The 17,981-nt window shown below is 65.5% G+C and carries 19 protein-coding genes; 7 read left to right on the top strand and 12 right to left on the bottom strand.

The window, feature by feature from the left end; translation table 11 throughout:
- Positions 1-164: 164 nt before the first annotated feature.
- The 4 genes from curA to D6B98_RS20350 all read left to right on the top strand — a co-directional run bounded on the left by curA (position 165) and on the right by D6B98_RS20350 (position 4,601).
- Positions 165-1,199 (top strand): NADPH-dependent curcumin/dihydrocurcumin reductase, encoded by a 1,035-nt coding sequence (gene curA / locus D6B98_RS20365; protein WP_126258709.1) that lies wholly within the window; start codon positions 165-167, stop codon positions 1,197-1,199.
- Between the two features lie 142 nt (positions 1,200-1,341).
- Entirely contained in the window at positions 1,342-3,162 is a 1,821-nt protein-coding gene (locus D6B98_RS20360; RefSeq protein WP_126258708.1) for a caspase family protein, read from the top strand.
- Between the two features lie 43 nt (positions 3,163-3,205).
- Positions 3,206-4,156, top strand: coding sequence for a lipase family protein (locus tag D6B98_RS20355; protein WP_126258707.1), 951 nt, complete (start codon positions 3,206-3,208; stop codon positions 4,154-4,156).
- Positions 4,157-4,307: 151 nt separating this feature from the next.
- Positions 4,308-4,601 (top strand): hypothetical protein, encoded by a 294-nt coding sequence (locus D6B98_RS20350; RefSeq protein ID WP_126258706.1) that lies wholly within the window; start codon positions 4,308-4,310, stop codon positions 4,599-4,601.
- A 10-nt stretch (positions 4,602-4,611) separates the two neighbouring features.
- On the opposite strand, the gene D6B98_RS20345 is transcribed toward D6B98_RS20350, so the two are convergent.
- From D6B98_RS20345 to D6B98_RS20300, 10 genes are all read right to left on the bottom strand, one after another.
- Positions 4,612-5,676, bottom strand: coding sequence for a LacI family DNA-binding transcriptional regulator (locus D6B98_RS20345; protein ID WP_126258705.1), 1,065 nt, complete (start codon positions 5,674-5,676; stop codon positions 4,612-4,614).
- A gap of 41 nt (positions 5,677-5,717) precedes the next feature.
- Positions 5,718-6,746 carry a succinylglutamate desuccinylase/aspartoacylase family protein gene (locus D6B98_RS20340; protein WP_126258704.1) on the bottom strand — a complete coding sequence of 343 codons (1,029 nt, stop codon included), beginning with the start codon at positions 6,744-6,746 and terminating at the stop codon, positions 5,718-5,720.
- A gap of 62 nt (positions 6,747-6,808) precedes the next feature.
- Complete coding sequence (locus D6B98_RS20335; RefSeq protein ID WP_126258703.1) at positions 6,809-7,153, bottom strand: RidA family protein; 345 nt, start codon at positions 7,151-7,153, stop codon at positions 6,809-6,811.
- Positions 7,154-7,208: 55 nt separating this feature from the next.
- Complete coding sequence (locus D6B98_RS20330; protein WP_126258702.1) at positions 7,209-8,006, bottom strand: transporter substrate-binding domain-containing protein; 798 nt, start codon at positions 8,004-8,006, stop codon at positions 7,209-7,211.
- Positions 8,007-8,034: 28 nt separating this feature from the next.
- Positions 8,035-8,763, bottom strand: a complete 729-nt coding sequence (locus D6B98_RS20325; protein ID WP_126258701.1) for an amino acid ABC transporter ATP-binding protein — start codon at positions 8,761-8,763, stop codon at positions 8,035-8,037.
- The gene (locus D6B98_RS20320; protein WP_126258700.1) at positions 8,750-9,400 is read right to left on the bottom strand and encodes an amino acid ABC transporter permease; all 651 of its coding nucleotides are present in this window, start codon (positions 9,398-9,400) and stop codon (positions 8,750-8,752) included. The genes D6B98_RS20325 and D6B98_RS20320 overlap by 14 nt, the downstream gene beginning before the upstream one ends.
- Positions 9,401-9,410: 10 nt before the next feature.
- Positions 9,411-10,070 (bottom strand): amino acid ABC transporter permease, encoded by a 660-nt coding sequence (locus tag D6B98_RS20315; RefSeq protein ID WP_126258699.1) that lies wholly within the window; start codon positions 10,068-10,070, stop codon positions 9,411-9,413.
- Between the two features lie 10 nt (positions 10,071-10,080).
- Complete coding sequence (locus D6B98_RS20310; RefSeq protein WP_126258698.1) at positions 10,081-11,376, bottom strand: type III PLP-dependent enzyme domain-containing protein; 1,296 nt, start codon at positions 11,374-11,376, stop codon at positions 10,081-10,083.
- Positions 11,377-11,518: 142 nt separating this feature from the next.
- Positions 11,519-12,361 (bottom strand): metallophosphoesterase family protein, encoded by an 843-nt coding sequence (locus D6B98_RS20305; RefSeq protein WP_126258697.1) that lies wholly within the window; start codon positions 12,359-12,361, stop codon positions 11,519-11,521.
- Between the two features lie 69 nt (positions 12,362-12,430).
- Positions 12,431-13,045 carry an acriflavin resistance protein gene (locus D6B98_RS20300; RefSeq protein WP_126258696.1) on the bottom strand — a complete coding sequence of 205 codons (615 nt, stop codon included), beginning with the start codon at positions 13,043-13,045 and terminating at the stop codon, positions 12,431-12,433.
- Between the two features lie 158 nt (positions 13,046-13,203).
- Between D6B98_RS20300 and D6B98_RS20295 the strand changes: the two genes are divergently transcribed.
- Entirely contained in the window at positions 13,204-13,626 is a 423-nt protein-coding gene (locus D6B98_RS20295) for an MAPEG family protein (protein WP_126258695.1), read from the top strand.
- Between the two features lie 36 nt (positions 13,627-13,662).
- Positions 13,663-14,964 (top strand): RsmB/NOP family class I SAM-dependent RNA methyltransferase, encoded by a 1,302-nt coding sequence (locus D6B98_RS20290; RefSeq protein WP_126258694.1) that lies wholly within the window; start codon positions 13,663-13,665, stop codon positions 14,962-14,964.
- Between the two features lie 205 nt (positions 14,965-15,169).
- On the opposite strand, the gene D6B98_RS20285 is transcribed toward D6B98_RS20290, so the two are convergent.
- Both D6B98_RS20285 and D6B98_RS20280 read right to left on the bottom strand, forming a co-directional pair.
- The gene (locus tag D6B98_RS20285) at positions 15,170-15,379 is read right to left on the bottom strand and encodes a cold-shock protein (protein WP_008141931.1); all 210 of its coding nucleotides are present in this window, start codon (positions 15,377-15,379) and stop codon (positions 15,170-15,172) included.
- A gap of 265 nt (positions 15,380-15,644) precedes the next feature.
- The gene (locus D6B98_RS20280; RefSeq protein WP_126258693.1) at positions 15,645-15,977 is read right to left on the bottom strand and encodes a DHCW motif cupin fold protein; all 333 of its coding nucleotides are present in this window, start codon (positions 15,975-15,977) and stop codon (positions 15,645-15,647) included.
- 297 nt (positions 15,978-16,274) lie between these two features.
- On the opposite strand from D6B98_RS20280, the gene guaA reads away from it, so the two are divergent.
- Positions 16,275-17,873, top strand: a complete 1,599-nt coding sequence (guaA, locus tag D6B98_RS20275) for a glutamine-hydrolyzing GMP synthase (protein WP_126258692.1) — start codon at positions 16,275-16,277, stop codon at positions 17,871-17,873.
- The last annotated feature ends 108 nt before the right edge of the window (positions 17,874-17,981 follow it).

Here is a 17,981-nt window from a genome sequence, read left to right as displayed (position 1 = left end):
CATCAATCGACTTGACCAACGGCCAACCTGTCAGTGATGTGTCCGAACAGGTGTCAGCCATGTCCCCGGACTAAACACTTCGCGGGCGATGACAGCGCGTGTTGGGTTTGCTTCGTTCCTGCACACCTCCTAAATGATTGCGACAAAGCAATCAGGAGGAAGCCATGGCCCAAGATCAACACAGTGCCAAACGCATTGTTCTCGCCGCGCGTCCCGTCGGCGAACCCAAGCCGTCCGATTTCCGTTTGGAGGAATTCGCCATTCCGACACCGGGCGCGGGTGAAGTCCTGCTGCGCACGATCTGGCTGTCGCTGGATCCTTATATGCGCGGGCGCATGAGCGAGGGGCCGTCCTACGCTGCGCCGGTGCCGGTCGGCGGCGTGATGGAAGGCGAGGCGGTCAGCGAGGTCGCGGCGTCCAACAATCCTGATTTCGCGGTCGGCGACATCGTGCGCATTCGTTCCGGCTGGCAGACCCACGCGATCTCGAACGGCAAGGGCCTGATCAAGGTCGATCCCAAGCTCGGCCCGATCTCGACCTCGATCGGCGTGCTCGGCATGCCCGGCATGACCGCGTATACGGGCCTGCTCGACATCGGCAAGCCGCAAGCAGGCGAGACCGTCGTCGTTGCCGGCGCCTCCGGCGCGGTCGGCTCGGCCGTCGGCCAGATCGCCAGGATCAAGGGCGCACGCGCGGTCGGCATCGCCGGCGGCAAGGACAAGTGCGACTACGTCGTCAAGGAACTCGGCTTCGATGCCTGCATCGATCACCGCGATCCTGATTTCGCCGCCAGGCTGAAGGACGCCTGCCCTGATGGCATCGACGTCTATTTCGAGAATGTCGGCGGCGCCGTGTTCGAGGCGGTGTTCCCGCTGCTCAACCCGTTTGCCCGCGTGCCGGTCTGCGGCCTGATCGCCCACTACAACGACACCGAGGCCAAGCCGCCCAAATGGGCCGCCAGCATGATGCGCGCGACGCTGACCAAGCGGCTGACCTTCCGCGGCTTCATCGTGTCCGACTTCGCCGCGCGGCACGGCGACTTCCTGCGCGACATGTCCGCCTGGGTCCGCGACGGCAAGGTCAAATACAAGGAGTTCGTCACCGAGGGCCTGGAGAGCGCGCCCGGCGCCTTCATCGGGCTGCTGAAGGGCGCCAATTTCGGCAAGCAGCTGGTCCGGATCGGGCCGGACAAGGCCTGAGGCGAGTGCTTCCGAACCCACGTTGGCCGCCCCTGCGCCTAGGGCCGGGCGGCCGACGACGGCTGCAAAATCCGATTGGCAAACGCGGGAATGCTACTACCATAGGGTTAGCAGTTGGATCCTGCGATATGAGGTTGCGGGCATGCGGCGGCGCGATGTGCTTGTCGGCGGACTTGTCTGGGGGCAATTGCTGGCGGCTCGGAGGGTCCTGGCGCAGCCTGCGGCCTCCACGCGCGGGGCTGTGGTGGTCGGGGTCAACAAGACCGGCAATCTGCCCGTGCTGAGAGCGGCCGTCTCGGGCGCAAGGTCGATCGCACAGTGGCTTGCGACGGAAGATTTCGAGGTCAAGCTGATCACGGATGAGGTCGCGCCCGTCACCGGCGCAGCGGTCAAGGCGGCCGTGACGGAGTTCGTCAATCGCGGCACGCTGACACAGCTCGTGATCTACTTTTCCGGTCATGGAATTGCGTTTGGCAACAACGAGTTCTGGTTGTTGAGCGGAGCTCCGGACGATGTCAACGAGGCGGTCAGCCTCACGGAATGCGTGGCGCTTGCCGGGCGTAGCGCCGTATCAAACGTCGTGATCATCTGCGATGCCTGCCGGTCCAATTCGGACTTCGACAGCTCGCTGCTGCATGGAACGGTGATTTTCCCGTTGGGAAGCTACATTCCCGGACGTCCCTCTCCGGAAGTCGATCGTTTCTTCAGCACCCGCCCCGGCGCGCCGTCCTATGAATTGCGTCAGAAGGCGGCCGATGAGTTCCAGGGTGTCTTCACCGAGACATTTCTCGATGCCTTCCGTAAGCCTCGACCCGATATGGTGTCGACGGTCGGGGGCATGAGCGTGGTCTCGAACCGGAAGCTCAAAACGTTCCTGCTCGACGAGGTGCCGCAGCGGTTACGCGTACACAATGCGAGTCTCGCGCAATATCCCGATGCGCGTATCGAATCCCCCGACAGTGCCTACCTGGGACGCGTGCGCGGATCGGTAACGGCGGCAGTCGACCAGCCGCGAGATGTGACGCTGGTCGACGTTGCCGCCCATCAGTTCAATCGCACCGCGGTTGGAGCGCTTGCGTCGCTGCGAAATATCGATTCTGTCAGAGAGCTGGAGGTCGCTTCGAACACCGGCTTCAACGCGGCCCAGCAATCCTTGATTGTGGCGAAGCAGCCGGCCACGACCTTCAATGCACCGACCGGATTCTCGGTGACCGGCGTCCAATTGCGCGAGGCATGGCTGGCTGGCGGCAGGCAGGCGGAGATCATTGCACCCGGCAACGGTACCGACCAGTCCGGCCTCGTGAACATTCCCGTCCAGGATGGTTCTCCAATGACGGCCGCGCTGGTGTTTGCGGACGGTAGCGGGACCGTGCTTGCCGCATTACCCGGCTTCATAGGGTCGCTCACCGTCCGCAATGGCGGTGTGGCGGACGTCACGTATGCCCCGTCGCCGTCAAGCCGGCGATGGGGCGAGTACAAGGAGGCCGGACCCCGCCTCGATCAGCTGCGGGCGCTTATGGCGACGTCGGCCCAGTTCGGCGTGCTCCGCATCGAAGGCGACCGGCAAACGCGCTCGGCGGCGGCCTCGAGACTTGCCGATCAGATTCGTGTGCTGAAGGGAATTGATCCGACGCTCGGAATTTACGCCGCCTATGCTTACGCTGATGCCAATCTGCCGCAGCAGGTCGCCTCGGTGCGGTCTTTCATGGCAGGTGACCTCGAAGGCGAGCTGTTCGATCTTGCGCTGTTGGCCGACGTACTGTCGGACAGCAGGATATCCGAGCGCGCCGTGCCATTCTGCCCGATGTTCTCGCAGGGCTGGCAGCTCATCCGCACTCGCAATGTGGTGCTTCGGGACCAGGTCCTGCGGGCCAGGGACAGCCTGCGGTCGTCGCTCTGGACCACCTTCGGTCCCCCTGGAATGAAATTGATGCTGGAAGCCCTGGCCACCGCCAGCCGATGATCGTGCGCGGCCGAAGACGGGTTCGGGGCGGGAAAGGAAAGCGATGCGTCGTCGTGAAGTTCTTGCAGGTGCGGCTGGCCTGATGTCGCTGATCGCGACGGGAGGCCGAGCGGATCCGTTTCCTGTACGTCTCGTGCTGGTACATGGTCGCTCGCAACAGGGGCTGGATCCTGTCGAGTTGCAATCGATCTGGATGGAGACGCTGAAACGCGGCGCGGCCAAGATCAATCGTACCGTCCCGGACAATCTTGAAGTAGCATTTCCCTACTACGGCGATCGTCTGGACGAACTTGCGCGCGAGGCGCAGGTGCCTCTGACCGACGACATCCAGGCGCGCGGCAGCGCGGTCGATGACGATTTCCTAAAGTTTCAGGCTTCCGTCGCGGAGTCTATCCGCAGCAAGGCCGGCATCACAGATGCCCAGGTGCAGCAGGAGTTCGGCAACAACCCGACGGCACGAGGTCCGCAGAATTGGGCATGGGTGCAGGCGATCATCCGCACCATCGATCGCTTCGGCGGCGGGCTGAGCCAGTCCGGGATCGAGCGCCTGATGCGCGACGTATTTCTCTATACGACGCGGTCAGGCGTCCGCGACCAGATCGACCGCATCGTCGGCGCCGGCTTCGATGAGCGGCCCTGCGTGGTGGTCGGGCATTCGCTGGGGTCGGTCGTAGCCTACAACGTTATGCGGACCGACCGGCGTACGCTGAACGTGCGTGCGTATGTCACGGTGGGCTCGCCGCTGGGTATCAGGGCCATCCGCGACCAACTCCGGCCGATCGGTTTTCCGGCGCCAGCCAAAGCCTGGTACAATGCGTTCGACCCCAAGGACGTGGTCGCGCTCTATCCGCTCGATGGCGCGAACTTCCCGGTCACGCCTGCCATCGAGAACTATGCGAACGTCCGCAACGGGACAGACAACCGCCACGGCATCGTGGGCTACCTCGACCATCCCGTGGTTGCGCGGCACGTTCTCGACGCACTGGGCTCCTGAACTCGCGTAAAACCCGACCGCAGGGCCTCTCATTGGTTAACAAAGAGTCACCAAATGGTCACACCTGCCCGCAAAAGCCGCAGGTGTGACCGGCTGTTCATTGACGGGCCCGCGAAGGCATTGAATCATCGCGCATATTTTGGGTGTTGCGATGTTAGAGATCAGTGTTTTCTGCGTCATCCTGCTGGCTGCCGGCTATTGGACGACCATGTTCATCATGGGCCGTCGCGACGACGTCATCCATGGCAAGTTCGTCCGTGTCGACGAGGAGGGCGATTTGAGCCGTCCCGCGATGCCGGCGCCGCCATTCCCGAAGCGCCCGGTCAAGGCCGCGCAACCTGCCAGGCAGCCATCCGCCAAGGATCTCGCGGCCAAGCCGGTGAACAGCGAGGCGCTACAATCCTTGCTCGCCGCGATCCAGCAGGATCTCAAGAGCATCGCCTAGATCACCACGTTCAGACGCTACCGCGTTCGACCATGGATAATTCGACGGCGAGCCGCTGCTCGGCTGCCGGCGGGCCGGATAGCCGCGCCAGAAGCAATTCCCCCGCAATCCGCCCCAGGGCCGCTGCATCGAACGAGATGGTGGTGAGGCCGGGCGTGATCTGATCGGCGACGTCGTTGTCGCCGAAGCCGAGCACGGCCAGATCGCGCGGTACCGAAAGGCCGCGGGCGCGCGCCTCGATCAGTGCGCCGGTCGCGAGCAGGTCATTGGCGCAGAACACGGCATCGACCTCGCCGCCGCGATCGAGCAGGGCGGTGAAAGCGGCGCGGCCGTCAACGAGGCCCGTGATCTCGCCGACACCGATCTCGTGGACGATCTCGAGACCGAGCTTTGCCGCCGCCGCACGAAAACCGTCGCGGCGGAGGGCGCCACGGCCGCTGCTGCGGCCGATGAAGGCGACGCGGCGATGTCCGGCCTCGGCGAGCCTCTGCGCCGCCATCGCGCCGGCATCCGCATTGGGCAGGCCGACCAGCATATCGATGGGATCGCGCGGAAACGCCCAGGTCTCGATCACGGGAATGCCGAGCTCGGCCAGCGCGGCCCGGTTCTCCTCGAGCTCGATTACGCCAGTGAACATCACCGCGGCGGGACGGATGCCGCGCAGCGACTGGATCATCGCGACCTCCTTGGCATAGGAGTAGGAGGTCTGGCCGACCAGCACCTCAAAACCTTCCGGCTCGAGCGTCGCGGCAAAGCTGCGTACCGCGAGGCCGAACTGCTGGCTGAGGATGTTGGAGACGAAGGCGATGACCACGTTCGACCGGCCCGAGCGCAGCGCGCGGGCGTGCGGGTTGGAGGCGTAGCCGGTCGCCTCGATCACCGAGAGGATTCGCTCGCGGGTCTTCCGATTGACCTTCTCGGGGTGGCGCAGCACCCGCGACACCGTGATCGGCGCGACGCCCGCGCGCGCCGCGACTTCCTCGATACGCGGCGGCCGTCCGGTCGCATTGCTGCGGCCGGGCGGCGCCGGAATGCGCACCACGTCATCATAGCCTGGCTTTGCCGGATCGGTCATCGAATCCCGAAGTTGGTCGCGGTCGATATCGTCTCCAAAGTTCAGTGCGCAGGCAACTCCTCGCGCGACAGCGCACGGCCGACCTGGACCAGGCAGTCGCCGCTCTGGCTGTCGGTGTGCAGGCGCTGCGAGATCACGATGCCGTCGGCGGGGAAGCGCAGCGCCTCTTCGGCAAGCTCCGGGCGCTCGAAGTCGTGGTACCAGCCGGCGACGTCGCCCGCCTTGACCTGTGCACCGACGGTGACAGCTGGCTCGAACCAGCCGCGGCGCGTCGCGAACACCGCCTGGGCATGGCTTTGCAGGGCCAGCAACTCTGTGGCGCGCTCGACCGGCGCATGCGGTCCCAGCACAGGAGCCTGGACGAGGCCGAGCGCGAGCAGCAGCCGGTCGACGGCGCGCGCGGTGAGAGCCATGGTCTGCGGCGTCACGGTGCCGCCGCCGCCGAATTCGCCGGAGAGGCCGATCGCGCCTGCGCGTGCGGCCGCCGCCATGGAGGTCGGCGCCGAGGCGCCGTTCTCGGCGACGAAGGCGAACGGCATCCCTAACCCCTCCATCAGACGTAGCGCGTGGCCGAACATCTCGGGCGGTCCCTGCCGCTCGATCAGCGCGCAAGGCACGTGCGCCATGGACGTGCCGCCGGAGTGGAGGTCGAAGACGACGTCGTGTCGCGGAAACAGCTCGTGCTCGAGGAAATGCGCCAGACGAAATGTCGGCGTGCCCGCTTCATCGCCGGGAAAGGCGCGGTTGAGATTGCCTTCGTCAAGCGGCGAGCGGCGGCGCGCCGCCATCACGGCGGGCCAATTGGCGAACGGCAGGATGGTGATCTCGCCCTTGATGGCGCTCGCATCCAACCGGCGATACAGCCGCGTCAGCGCGATCTCACCCTCATATTCGTCGCCGTGGTTGCCGGCCATCAACAGCAGCTTCGGCCCGGCGCCGTTCTTGATCCGGAAGATCGGGATCTTGAGCTGGAAGTAGGGGGAGCGGTCGATCGAGAAGGGAATGCCGAGATGGCCGGACCATTTCTGGTCCTTCTCGAAGTCGATCTCGTGGAAAAGTCCGGTATGCATGGCTCGCCTCGAGGCCGCGCCGCCACCGGCGTCGGCCGCAGGTTGAAGGAAAGGGCAGCGCCTTAGAGCAAGGCGACCGCGGTCATCTCGACGCGCAGGTCGGGATCGGCGAGGCGGGCTTCGACGCAGGCGCGCGCCGGCGGATTGGCCGGATCGATCCAGGCGTCGTAGACCGAGTTCATGGTGTCGAAATCGGTGATGTGCGGCAGGAAGACGTTGACCGCAATGAGCCTGGACCGATCCGAGCCGGCTTCCTTGAGCAGAGCGTCGATTTTCGCGAGCACCTGCTCGGTCTGCGACACGATGCCGGCCTTGCGGTCATCGGCCACCTGGCCTGCGATGTGCACCACGCCGCCGGCGGCGACGGCCTGGCTCATGCGCGAGCCGACGACGTAACGTTTGATCATCTGAATACTCCTCGTCAGGGTTGGCTCTCGCATGATGCGAGAGCCGGTCCGAAATTCACAGCGTCGGCAGGGTCTGCTCTTCCTTGAACCATTTGAGCTGAAGCGCGCCGAGCTTGCCGTTGAGCTTGTTGAAGAAGATGTCGGTGTTGATCCAGTTGAGCAGGTTCTGCTCGCCCTGGCGCACGCCGACATGAGCCGGCGACTGGCGGATCACGAACTTCAGCTCGACCTCCTTGGTCGGGTTCTGGTCCTGTACCTTCAGCGCGATGGCGCTGTTCTCGGCAAACGTGTCGGCCTGTCCGGCCAGATAGGCCGCAATCGCCGCCGGCGTGTCCTCGAAGCGCACCAGCTTTACCTTCGGCGCGTTGTCGGTGAGCCAGACGTCGAGCGTTGAGCCCTTGGCCACTGCCACGCTGCGGCCGTCGAGATTGTCGGGCTTCTTGCCGGTCGAGGCGGGCAGCGACTTGGCGCCGTACACGCCGAGATTGACCACCGCGTAGGGCTGCGAGAACATCACCTGCTGGGCGCGCTCCGGCGTTGCGCCGAGACCGGCGATCAGCATGTCGATCTTGTCCGACAACAGGCTCGGGATGCGTGCGGCACCCGTCACCGGAACGAGCTCGAGCTTCAGGCCCATGTCGGCAGCGATCAGCTTGGCGAGATCGGCGTCGAGGCCGGCGATCTCGCCCTTGTCGTCCTTGAATCCCCAGGGCGCGGCGTCGGTCAGGATGCCGACGCGCAGCTTGCCCGAACCGAGCACGTCCTGAAGTTTGTCGGCGCTGGCGAGACTTGGCGCTGCGAGAACGGCAAGCGCCGCGGCTGCGATGGTGAAGAGGGATTTCAATTTTCTCATGACTCTCTCCTTGAAGGGTGGAAGGTTCTCACTTGGCGGATGCGATGAAGCTTGCGAGCTCGGGCGTCTCGGGGCTGGCGAACATTCTTGCCGGCGGTCCCTGTTCCCAGACGCGGCCCTGGTGCATGAACACGATGCGGTTGGCGACGTTGCGGGCAAAGCCCATCTCGTGCGTGACCAGGATCATGGTCATGCCTTGCTTCGCCATCGCCTCCATCACCTTCAGGACTTCGCCGACGAGCTCGGGATCGAGCGCCGAGGTCACCTCGTCGAACAGCATGAGGTGGGGCGCCATCGCCAGGCACCGGGCGATGGCGACGCGCTGCTGCTGGCCGCCGGACAGCTGCTCCGGCCATGCGTCGATCTTGTCGGCGAGGCCGACGCGGGTGAGCACATCCTCGGCCAGCGCACGTGCTTTCGCCTTCTCGATGCGGCCGGTGAGTAGCGGAGCCAGCGTGATGTTGCGCTCGACCTTGAGATGCGGAAACAGGTTGAAGGCCTGGAACACGATGCCGACGCGCTGTCGGAATTTCTTCAGGTCCGGCATCTTGGCGTGGACCTTCTGACCTTCCACCCGGATCTCGCCGGAATCGACGCTCTCGAGCGCATTGATGCAGCGGAGCAGCGTCGATTTGCCTGAGCCGGAGCGGCCGATGATCGTGACGATCTCACCTTCCTCGACATCGAGCGAGACGCCCTTGAGCACCTCGACCTTGCCGAATGTCTTGTGCACGTTGCGGATTTCAACGAGAGCCATCGAGGCGGGCCTCCAAGGAGCGGGACCAGAGCGTGAGCGGCAGGCACAGCGCGAAATAGATCGCGGCGACCAGCGCGTAGGTGAGCAGTGGCTGGAACGTCGCCGCGCTCACCACTTGTCCGGCGCGTGCGAGTTCGACGAAGCCGAGGATCGAGGCGAGCGAGGTACCCTTGATCAGCTGCACCAGGAAGCCCACGGTCGGCGGCAGCGAAAGCCGCAGCGCCTGCGGCGCGACGATGTGGTGGAATTGCTGCCAGGCGGAGAGGCCGAGGCAAGCGCCGGCCTCCCATTGCGCCTGCTTTACGGCCTCCAGCCCGCCCCGCCAGATCTCGCCGAGGAAGGCGGCGGTGTAGAGCGTGTAGGCGACGGTCACGGCGACGAGTGCCGGCACCTGGATGCCGAGGAAAACCGGCATGCCGAAATAGAAGAAGAACAGCAGGCCGAGCAGCGGCACGCTCTGGATCACCTGGATGAGCGCGGCCATCGTCCAGCGCAGACCGGCAAAGCGGCTGATGCGGCCCATGGCGAGCCCGAGCGCAAGCGGCGCACCGAACAGAAGCGCGAGCACGACGAGCGCAACGGTCCAGCGCAGCGCGATGAACAGCGAGGCGAAATCGATGAGGGAGAAGGATCGCATCGCTTGTCCCTCAGCGCCGCCGCGGCCAGCGGAAGGCAGCCAGACCGATGACGGCGAACAGCGCCTTGAACGACATCGCCATGACGAAATAGACCGCGCAGATCACCGCATAGACCTCGAAGCTGCGATAAGTACGGCTCTCGATGAAGCCGGCGACGTGAAACAGCTCGTCGGCCGCGACCTGCGAGGCGAGCGAGGTGCCCAGCAGCAGCAGCACGAACTGGCTGGTCATGGCCGGATAAGCGTTGCGCAGCGCCGGCGGCAGGATGATGTGGCGGAACACCTGCCAGCCCGACAGCCCGATGCACTGGCCGGCCTCGACCTGGCTGCGCGGAATGGAATCGAGACCGGCGCGGATGATCTCGACCGAGTAGGCGCCGAAATACAGCGACAGCGCCACGGCGGCGGCCTCGAAGGCTGGCAGCTTCAACCCGAAGTTCGGCAGCACGAAGAACACGATGAAGATCTGGATCAGGGAGGGCGTGTTGCGGAACAGCTCGATGTATCCGCGCACCATCCAGCGCAGCGGCGTGATGCCGCCCTTCAGCGCGACCGCGCCGGCGATGCCGATCACGAGGCCGGCCAGCGCCGAGATCACGGTCAGCTCCAGCGTGACGATGGCGCCCTCGATGAGCTGGTTCTGATAGCGCCACAGCGGCAGGAAGTTCATCGCGCTGCTCTCAGCCGAACTGGGTGGGAAGGGCGCGCGTTACGACCCCATCGGCGTCGAGGCCGAGGATGACGCGCCAGCGGTCGAGGCAGGTGCAGGGATGCGAGATGCCCAGGGCGATGATGTCGCCGACTGCAAGCGCGGCTTCGGGTGTGACCGACAGGAACGCGTGCTGGTCGTTGAGACGGGTCACGGCGAGCGCAGCGGCGAGCCCGTGCAGTTCGACGCCATCGCGGAATACGCGCAAGGGCACGGGCAGTCCCTGGTCGAACGAGGCGTCGCGCATGCCGAAGCCGGCGATCGCAAGTCCGTCTTCGGGACGCGACAGCACCTCGGCCCAGAGCGTCAGCGCGGGACGAAAGCTCTGCGCGGCGGAGTGGAGCAGGCCGTCGATGAGGAGGCCTCCGCGCCGGTCGACTTCCGCGAAGGCGCGCGCATAGATGCCGTGGTCGGAGAAGAACAGCGCGCCCGAGCGCAGGATCACACTCGCGTTGCCATCGGCCTGCGCCGCCGGCGTCAGTGTCCGCGCGACGATATCGAAATAGGCGGAGCCGCCTGCGCTCAGGATCAGCGGTCGCTGCGGGGCGGCGGCGCGCACCCGCGCCAACGCCTCGATGGTGCGCTCCAGCAGCGTCGCGATGGCGCGCATCGTCGCCTCGGGGTCGGACGTTGCGGCCGCGCCCTCATAGGTCGCGACGCCGCCGAGCACGAGCCGGTCGGCTGCGAGCACGGCCGCTATCGTCGCCTCGATTGCGGCGCGATCGCGTGCGCCGGCGCGGCCAGCACCGAGCTCGACCAGCACCGACAATTCCCTGCGGCCTGCGATCCGCGCGGCTTCAGCGAGCGCTGCGACCGCGGCCGGTGAATCCGCGAAGGCGTGAAATTCGACGTCGGGATAGGCGCTGAGCAGCGTCCCGAGCCGTCGACCGGCCGCGAGCCCGCCGATCTCGTTGGCCAGCAGCAGGCGTCGCTCGCCGCTTGCGAGCAGCACGGCGGCCTGCTGGGCATTGGCGACCGTCGTGCCCCAGGCGCCGGCTGCGCGCAGCGAGCTCGCGAGCTCCGGCGACATCGGCGTCTTGGCATGGGGAGCAACGCTGATGCCGGCGCTCGCGCACCATCTCAGGAAGAGGTCGCGGTTGGCCGCGAACGCGGCCTCGTCCAGGGTGAGGGCGGGGAGGGCCAGATCACCGCGCGATGGTGACCAGCGCTGGCGGCCAATGTCCTCGGTGGCTGCGCCATCGACCAGAGGGATGCCCCGCGTCGTCGTCGAAAGGCGTTGGCTATCCCACCGGGACAAGAACTGCATCGTCGCTCCCTCGGCGGCCCTTCGCCGCCGGGATGAAAGATATGTCCGTATGACAACGTTGTCATTAGCCAAATCTGATCATTCTTGGGACAAATCCGGTGCATTGAGGTATTTAGATAAAGATTCGTGCCTGCGAATTGGGCTAGTGCTCGCCGCCCATCTGGGCGAGGAGCTCTTCGACGTCGACATCGACCTGGCCCGCGGCCCTGACGTGGCGAACCTCGAAACTGTCGGGGCGGAAGCGATATTCGACCAAGCCGACTTCCTTGATCGCGATCCTGTCCTGCCGCCGATCGTTGATGATGAAGCCGGCTGACGGCGCCCAGACATGGCGGGTGTGGCGCCAGGTGAAGTCGCGCCGCTGGTGCACATGGCCGCTGGCGACGAGGCGCAGATCGATCGTCCCGAGCATCTCGATCAGCCGTGCCCGTGCCGGCTGCGGCACGTAGCGGATCGAGGTCCCCGGCGTTTCGGCATCGTCGGGCAGGTCGAGAAACAGCGGCTTGTGCAGGAACAGCGCGACCGGCCTGCCGTTCGTGCGAGCGAGCTGGGCGCTCAGCCAGTCGAATTGCTCCGCCTCGAAAGCGAGCCCTGAATTCATCACCAGCGAATTGAGGCCGATGAAGCGCCAGCCCGCGGCCTCGAACGCCCAATGGTCCTCGCCGACGATGTCGCAGAACTGCCGGCAATGCGCCTCGCTGACCGGCGGCTTCGGCGCCGGCCCGATCGCGGTCGGATTATCGCCGATGTCGTGATTGCCGGGGATGTAACGGCACGCGACGGGAAGGGCGTCGTGCAGGCCTTTCGCGAAGACCATATCGTCGCGGCCGGTCGGTCCGTCGAAGGCGACGTCGCCGGTGTTGACGACGAGATCGGGCCTCTCGGCGTCGATACGCTCGCAAACCCGATGGAAGTTGGCGATCAGGCCGGGGAAGCGGCGGCCGAGATGGGTGTCGGAAATCTGCGTCAGGCGAAATTCGGACATGCGATCAACTTACCCGTTGTCGCGCGTCGGAACGATGACGGCGCCGGCATGGATCGCAACGAACAAAGTTTAAAGCACGCGGTAGCGGATCGTGTAGCCGTCCTGCGGCGCGACGGGACCTGCGAGCGGCGAGGCGATGCGGTCGGCGAGGTGCCAGGGGCCGAACTCCAGGGAGCGATGCGGTTCGGCGGGCAGGCGGAGACGGAACTCGAACGTGCCCTTGCCCGGCAGGTTCACGACCAGCATGCGATCCGCGGTGCGGTGGTTGAGCGCGACCGCGCCGCGCAGCAGGGCGCGGCCGTCGGCGAGGTCGCGCACGCCGCCGATCAGCGCCAGCGTCTGGTTGCGGTCGGTGTGCAGCTCGATCTGGCTGTCGGTGGCCGCCGTCAGCATCTCCCGGGGCATGCGGATCTCGAACTCGACCGCCGGCTTGGACGGATTGAGGCCGAGATAGGCAAGCGCGGCGTGGCGCATGTCGTAGGCGGCAAAGGCGAACAGAGCGAGCGCGGCGAGCGCCGCAAGGCCATGGCGGGCCACGTCCCGCCAGCTCCGGTAGTTCAAGCGGAAGTACACCGTCATCGCCAGCGCGACTGCGAGCGCCATCGCGATGCCCGACAGCGCCGACATCAGGATACCGAGCTGGCCGTCGGCGGATTCGGTCCATAGTCTGGACAGGGTGGTCATGGCGCCATCTCGCCTTGGGGCCCCGAGAGGGCCGAAATCGCTTCAACTTTCGGTGGTTGGTCGCAAGATCGGGAAGGCCGGTTCAACTCGCTGATTGTCAGCGTCGGAAGTCGCGGCTAATGACGTCCGCGACGGTTTCGCCTTCCGGGAAAGTTCCGATGTCCGTTCGAATGGTCTTGCTGCCGGTCTTCGTCCAGATCGGGCTCACCTTCGCCCTGCTGATCGGCATGGTGGTCGCGCGCCGCAAGACGCTGGTCTCGGGCGAGACCAAGATCCGCGACATTGCGCTCGGCGAGCCGAACTGGCCCAAGGGCGCCACCCAGATCGCCAATTGCTACCGCAACCAGTTTGAGCTGCCGGTGCTGTTCTACGTCCTGATCGCGCTGGCATTGCCGTTGCGCCGCGCCGATCTCTTCATCGTGCTGATGTCCTGGGTGTTCGTGGTGACGCGTTTCGCCCATGCCGGGGTGTTCGTCTCCTCGAACGATCTCGGCCGGCGCTCCACGGTCTGGCTCGCCGGCGTGCTGGTGCTGCTCGCCATGTGGATCTACTTCGCGCTGAAGCTCTTGTTGCTGATCTAGGCGCTCGCCTGCCAATGCTGATCTGAAAGATCCAGAATGACCCCCGCTGCCCGGCTGTCCGCAGCCATCGAACTGATCGACATCATCGAGAAAGACCGCGTGCCTGCGGCCAAGGCGCTGAAGGAGTGGGGCACCGCGCACCGCTTCGCCGGTTCCGGCGACCGCGCCGCCATCGCCGGCCTGGTCTGGGACGTGCTGCGCCGCTACGCCTCGAGCGCGTATCTGATGGATTCCGATACCGCGCGGGCGCGGCTGATCGGCATGCTCCGGCTCGAGCGCGACATGGACGCGGCCACGATGGGCGCGCTGTTCGACGGCAGCCGCTTTGCGCCTGCGCCGCTGACGGAGGCCGAAGCGGCCGCGCTTGCCTCGCGGTCCCTTGAGGGAGCGCCGGCCGCAATCGCCGGCGACTATCCCGAATGGCTGGATCCGCACCTTGCAAAGGTGTTCGGCGAGGACCGCGCGGCGGAGGCGGCCGCGATGGCCAGCCGGGCCCCGCTCGACCTTCGCGTCAACACGCTAAAATCCAATCGCGACAAGGTGCTGCGCAATCTTTCTCATCTTCATGCGAAACCGACGCCGTGGTCCGCAACCGGCTTGCGCATCGAGCTTTCGGCCGATGCGCGCAACCCCGGGATCCAGGCGGAAGAGGATTTCATCAAGGGCGCCGTTGAAGTGCAGGATGAGGGATCGCAGCTTGCGGCCCAACTCACCGCGGCAAAACCCGGCGAGCAGGTGATCGACCTCTGCGCCGGCGCCGGCGGCAAGACGCTTGCGCTCGCCGCCCTGATGCAGGGCAAGGGCCGGTTGATCGCGACCGACCGCGACAAGCGCCAGCTCGCGCCGATCCACGAGCGGCTGTCGCGCGCCGGCGTTCACAATGCCGACGTCCGAACGCCCAAGGGCGAGGCCGATTCCCTCGCCGACATCCGCGCCTCGGCTGATCTGGTCGTGATCGATGCGCCCTGCACGGGAACCGGAACTTGGCGCCGCAACCCCGACGCCAAATGGCGCATGCGCCCCGGTGCGCTGGAGATCCGCCTGCGCGACCAGGCCGAGGTGCTGGCGCGTGCGGTTCCGCTGGTGAAGCCGGGCGGCCGCATCGCCTACATCACCTGCTCGGTGCTGGCGGAAGAGAACGGCGAGCAGGTGAGGGCGTTCACCGCGCGCCATGGCGAGTTCGCGATCGTGCCGCCCGAGCAGACCGCAAGCGTGCTCTGGGACAAGGCGGACGATTTTGCGCAAGCCGCGCGACGCTTGGACGAAGGCTGGCTGATGACGCCGCGGCGAACCGGCACGGACGGGTTTTTCGTGTCGGTGCTGAGGAAAACGGCCTGATCAACCGTCATTCCGGGGCTCGCGAAGCGAGAGCCCGGAATCCATCGGGCCGCATAGATCGCCGCGCGATGGATTCCGGGCTCGCCCTGCGGGCGCCCCGGAATGACGGGGGAAAACAAAGGCCCCGCGAACCGGATCCCGGTCGCGGGGCCTTTTAACTCTGGCGTTCTGCCGGTACGTCCGTGGTCAGAACGCTGCGCGGGCGTTAGCCGACGCGGAGATTATCAGCCGACGACTTGCCGCTGCGGCGGTCGGCGACGATGTCGAACGAGACCTTCTGACCCTCGTTGAGGGAGGAGAGGCCAGCGCGCTCGACGGCGCTGATGTGCACGAACACGTCCTTCTGGCCGTCGTCCGGCTGAATGAAACCATAACCCTTTTGGGTGTTGAACCACTTCACGGTGCCCATAGCCATGGGAATTTCCTTTAGTTAGTTAGAGAGAGTACGCACGTGGACCGGAACGCAGCGTTGCGCCCATAGCCCTGTTCAGTCGATGTTTGGAGAAGTCATCTGAAGCGTGCGCGCCCGTTAGCAACGAGGCGAAGCGGCCCAGTCGTTCGGCCAAGTATCGATGATCACAATATAGCGAGAATTTAGGGCCAGTTCAAGGCACCACCCGCGGCTCGGAACGTCGCAGGACTTTGCTATTTTGCGGTGCAAATTAACCGCCGGGCGCAACTCAGTCCACGATGAAGAGCGTCGCTCCGGTGGCGGTCGAGGACCGGTGCGCGGCGTCGCCGAAATCCGAGACCTGGTAGCTCATCCCCGCCGTCAGCTTGAACCTGCGCCCGTCGCGCAACTCGGAGTCGAGCTCGCCCTTCAGCACGTAGAGCACGTGGCCGCGGTCGCACCAATGGTCGGCCAGATAGCCCGGCGAATATTCCACCATGCGCACCCGGAGGTCGCCGATATTGAGCGTGCGCCACTTGGCCTCTCCCGTCTCGCCAGGATGCGTGGTCGCCTCGACCTTGCTCCAGTCGGTGACGGTGAAGGGGGAGGTGGGGAGTTTCATGGAAGAGTCCTCTGTCAGGCGCAAGCAGCGTGCTCTCGCCTCACCCTCGCTGTCATCGCCCGACTTGATCGGGCGATCCAGTATTCCAGAGGCCGCCGTGATTGAGCCGAGAGGCCGCGGCGTACTGGATTCCCCGCCTTCGCGGGGAATGACAGCGGTGAGGGGCGGCATCGTTCACCCCACCAAAACGTTCGGTCAATATTACTTACCTATATCCGTTTGTCCATGCCCAAAGAAGCATGTGGGCGCGCCGCCGCTGCGGTTGCGGCGCGCCCGCTGCCAGCGTATCTGCTGGCCATGACAGCAGCACAGAACGACCGCTCCGCGTCGACGCCCTCCGTGGCCTCGGCGCATGACAAGATTCTCATTGTCGACTTCGGCAGCCAGGTGACGCAGCTGATCGCGCGCCGCGTGCGCGAGGACGGCGTCTATTGCGAGATCGTCCCGTTCAACAAGGCCGAAAGCGCCTTCAACGAGATGAAGCCGAAGGCGGTGATCCTCTCCGGCGGTCCTGAATCGGTGCACGAGGCCGGCTCGCCCCGCGCCCCGCAACTGATCTTCGATTCCGGCGTCCCGGTGATGGGCATCTGCTACGGCCAGATGACCATGGCGGCCCAGCTCGGCGGCGAGGTGGAGGGCGGCCATCACCGCGAGTTCGGCCGCGCCGACGTCGAGGTCAAGGCCGACAGCCAGCTGTTTGCGGACGTCTGGTCGTCAGGCAGCAAGAACCAGGTCTGGATGAGCCACGGCGACCGCATCACCAGGATGCCGCCCGGCTTCTCCGTCGCCGGCACCTCGCCGAACGCGCCGTTCGCGATCATCCAGGACGAGACGCGCAAATATTACGGCCTGATGTTCCACCCCGAAGTGGTGCACACGCCCGACGGCGCAAAACTCATCCGCAACTTCGTGCGCAAGATCGCCGGCCTCACCGGCGACTGGACCATGCGCGCCTTCCGCGAGGAGGAGATTGCGAAGATCCGCCAGCAGGTCGGCAAGGGCAAGGTGATCTGCGGCCTCTCCGGTGGCGTCGATTCCGCCGTCGCCGCCGTCCTGATCCACGAGGCGATCGGCGACCAGCTCACCTGCGTCTTCGTCGACCACGGCCTCCTGCGTCTCGACGAAGCCAAGACCGTGGTCGACCTGTTCCGCCACCACTACAACATCCCGCTCGTGCACGTGGATGCCTCCAAGCAATTTCTCGGCGAGCTCGAGGGCGTCACCGATCCCGAAACCAAGCGCAAGACCATCGGCCGCCTCTTCATCGAGGTGTTCGAGGCCGAGGCCAAGAAGATCGGCGGCGCCGACTTCCTGGCGCAAGGCACGCTCTATCCCGACGTGATCGAGAGCGTCTCCTTCACCGGCGGACCCTCCGTCACCATCAAGTCGCACCACAATGTCGGCGGACTCCCTGCGCGCATGAACATGAAGCTCGTCGAGCCCTTGCGCGAGCTGTTCAAGGACGAGGTGCGCAAGCTCGGCCGTGAGCTCGGCCTTCCCGAAATCTTCGTCGGCCGCCACCCGTTCCCGGGCCCCGGCCTCGCCATCCGCTGCCCCGGCGAGATCACCAAGGACAAGCTCGACATCCTGCGGAAAGCGGACGCCGTCTACATCGACCAGATCCGCAAGCACGGCCTCTACGACGAGATCTGGCAGGCCTTCGCCGTGCTGCTCCCGGTGAAGACCGTCGGCGTCATGGGCGACGGCCGCACGTATGATTATGTTGTGGGCCTGCGCGCCGTCACCTCCACCGACGGCATGACCGCGGACTTCTACCAGTTCGACATGAAGTTCCTGGGCGAGACCGCGACGCGCATCATCAACGAGGTGAAGGGCGTGAACCGGGTGGTGTATGATGTGACCAGCAAGCCGCCTGGGACGATTGAGTGGGAATGATTTTATGCTGTTTCGTCGCCACGGCGGCCACTCCGTATGTTCTGAAATTGAGACCGAATTTTTTGGGAAGGTGCCGGCACCGCGGTGTGCAGGGTCACTGCCCTCCCG

Source organism: Bradyrhizobium sp. LVM 105, from assembly GCF_003957705.1.
Taxonomy (GTDB): Bacteria; Pseudomonadota; Alphaproteobacteria; order Rhizobiales; family Xanthobacteraceae; genus Bradyrhizobium; species Bradyrhizobium frederickii.
The sequence above is the reverse complement of the archived record's forward strand: the minus strand, read 5'-3'. Positions and strand labels throughout refer to the sequence as shown.

Bases quoted from the DNA above. Each gene is read 5' to 3' on its own strand.
- curA (WP_126258709.1), top strand. From the start codon at position 165: ATGGCCCAAGATCAACACAGTGCCAAACGCATTGTTCTCGCCGCGCGT.
- D6B98_RS20360 (WP_126258708.1), top strand. From the start codon at position 1,342: ATGCGGCGGCGCGATGTGCTTGTCGGCGGACTTGTCTGGGGGCAATTG.
- D6B98_RS20355 (WP_126258707.1), top strand. From the start codon at position 3,206: ATGCGTCGTCGTGAAGTTCTTGCAGGTGCGGCTGGCCTGATGTCGCTG.
- D6B98_RS20350 (WP_126258706.1), top strand. From the start codon at position 4,308: ATGTTAGAGATCAGTGTTTTCTGCGTCATCCTGCTGGCTGCCGGCTAT.
- D6B98_RS20345 (WP_126258705.1), bottom strand. From the start codon at position 5,676: ATGACCGATCCGGCAAAGCCAGGCTATGATGACGTGGTGCGCATTCCG.
- D6B98_RS20340 (WP_126258704.1), bottom strand. From the start codon at position 6,746: ATGCATACCGGACTTTTCCACGAGATCGACTTCGAGAAGGACCAGAAA.
- D6B98_RS20335 (WP_126258703.1), bottom strand. From the start codon at position 7,153: ATGATCAAACGTTACGTCGTCGGCTCGCGCATGAGCCAGGCCGTCGCC.
- D6B98_RS20330 (WP_126258702.1), bottom strand. From the start codon at position 8,006: ATGAGAAAATTGAAATCCCTCTTCACCATCGCAGCCGCGGCGCTTGCC.
- D6B98_RS20325 (WP_126258701.1), bottom strand. From the start codon at position 8,763: ATGGCTCTCGTTGAAATCCGCAACGTGCACAAGACATTCGGCAAGGTC.
- D6B98_RS20320 (WP_126258700.1), bottom strand. From the start codon at position 9,400: ATGCGATCCTTCTCCCTCATCGATTTCGCCTCGCTGTTCATCGCGCTG.
- D6B98_RS20315 (WP_126258699.1), bottom strand. From the start codon at position 10,070: ATGAACTTCCTGCCGCTGTGGCGCTATCAGAACCAGCTCATCGAGGGC.
- D6B98_RS20310 (WP_126258698.1), bottom strand. From the start codon at position 11,376: ATGCAGTTCTTGTCCCGGTGGGATAGCCAACGCCTTTCGACGACGACG.
- D6B98_RS20305 (WP_126258697.1), bottom strand. From the start codon at position 12,361: ATGTCCGAATTTCGCCTGACGCAGATTTCCGACACCCATCTCGGCCGC.
- D6B98_RS20300 (WP_126258696.1), bottom strand. From the start codon at position 13,045: ATGACCACCCTGTCCAGACTATGGACCGAATCCGCCGACGGCCAGCTC.
- D6B98_RS20295 (WP_126258695.1), top strand. From the start codon at position 13,204: ATGTCCGTTCGAATGGTCTTGCTGCCGGTCTTCGTCCAGATCGGGCTC.
- D6B98_RS20290 (WP_126258694.1), top strand. From the start codon at position 13,663: ATGACCCCCGCTGCCCGGCTGTCCGCAGCCATCGAACTGATCGACATC.
- D6B98_RS20285 (WP_008141931.1), bottom strand. From the start codon at position 15,379: ATGGCTATGGGCACCGTGAAGTGGTTCAACACCCAAAAGGGTTATGGT.
- D6B98_RS20280 (WP_126258693.1), bottom strand. From the start codon at position 15,977: ATGAAACTCCCCACCTCCCCCTTCACCGTCACCGACTGGAGCAAGGTC.
- guaA (WP_126258692.1), top strand. From the start codon at position 16,275: ATGACAGCAGCACAGAACGACCGCTCCGCGTCGACGCCCTCCGTGGCC.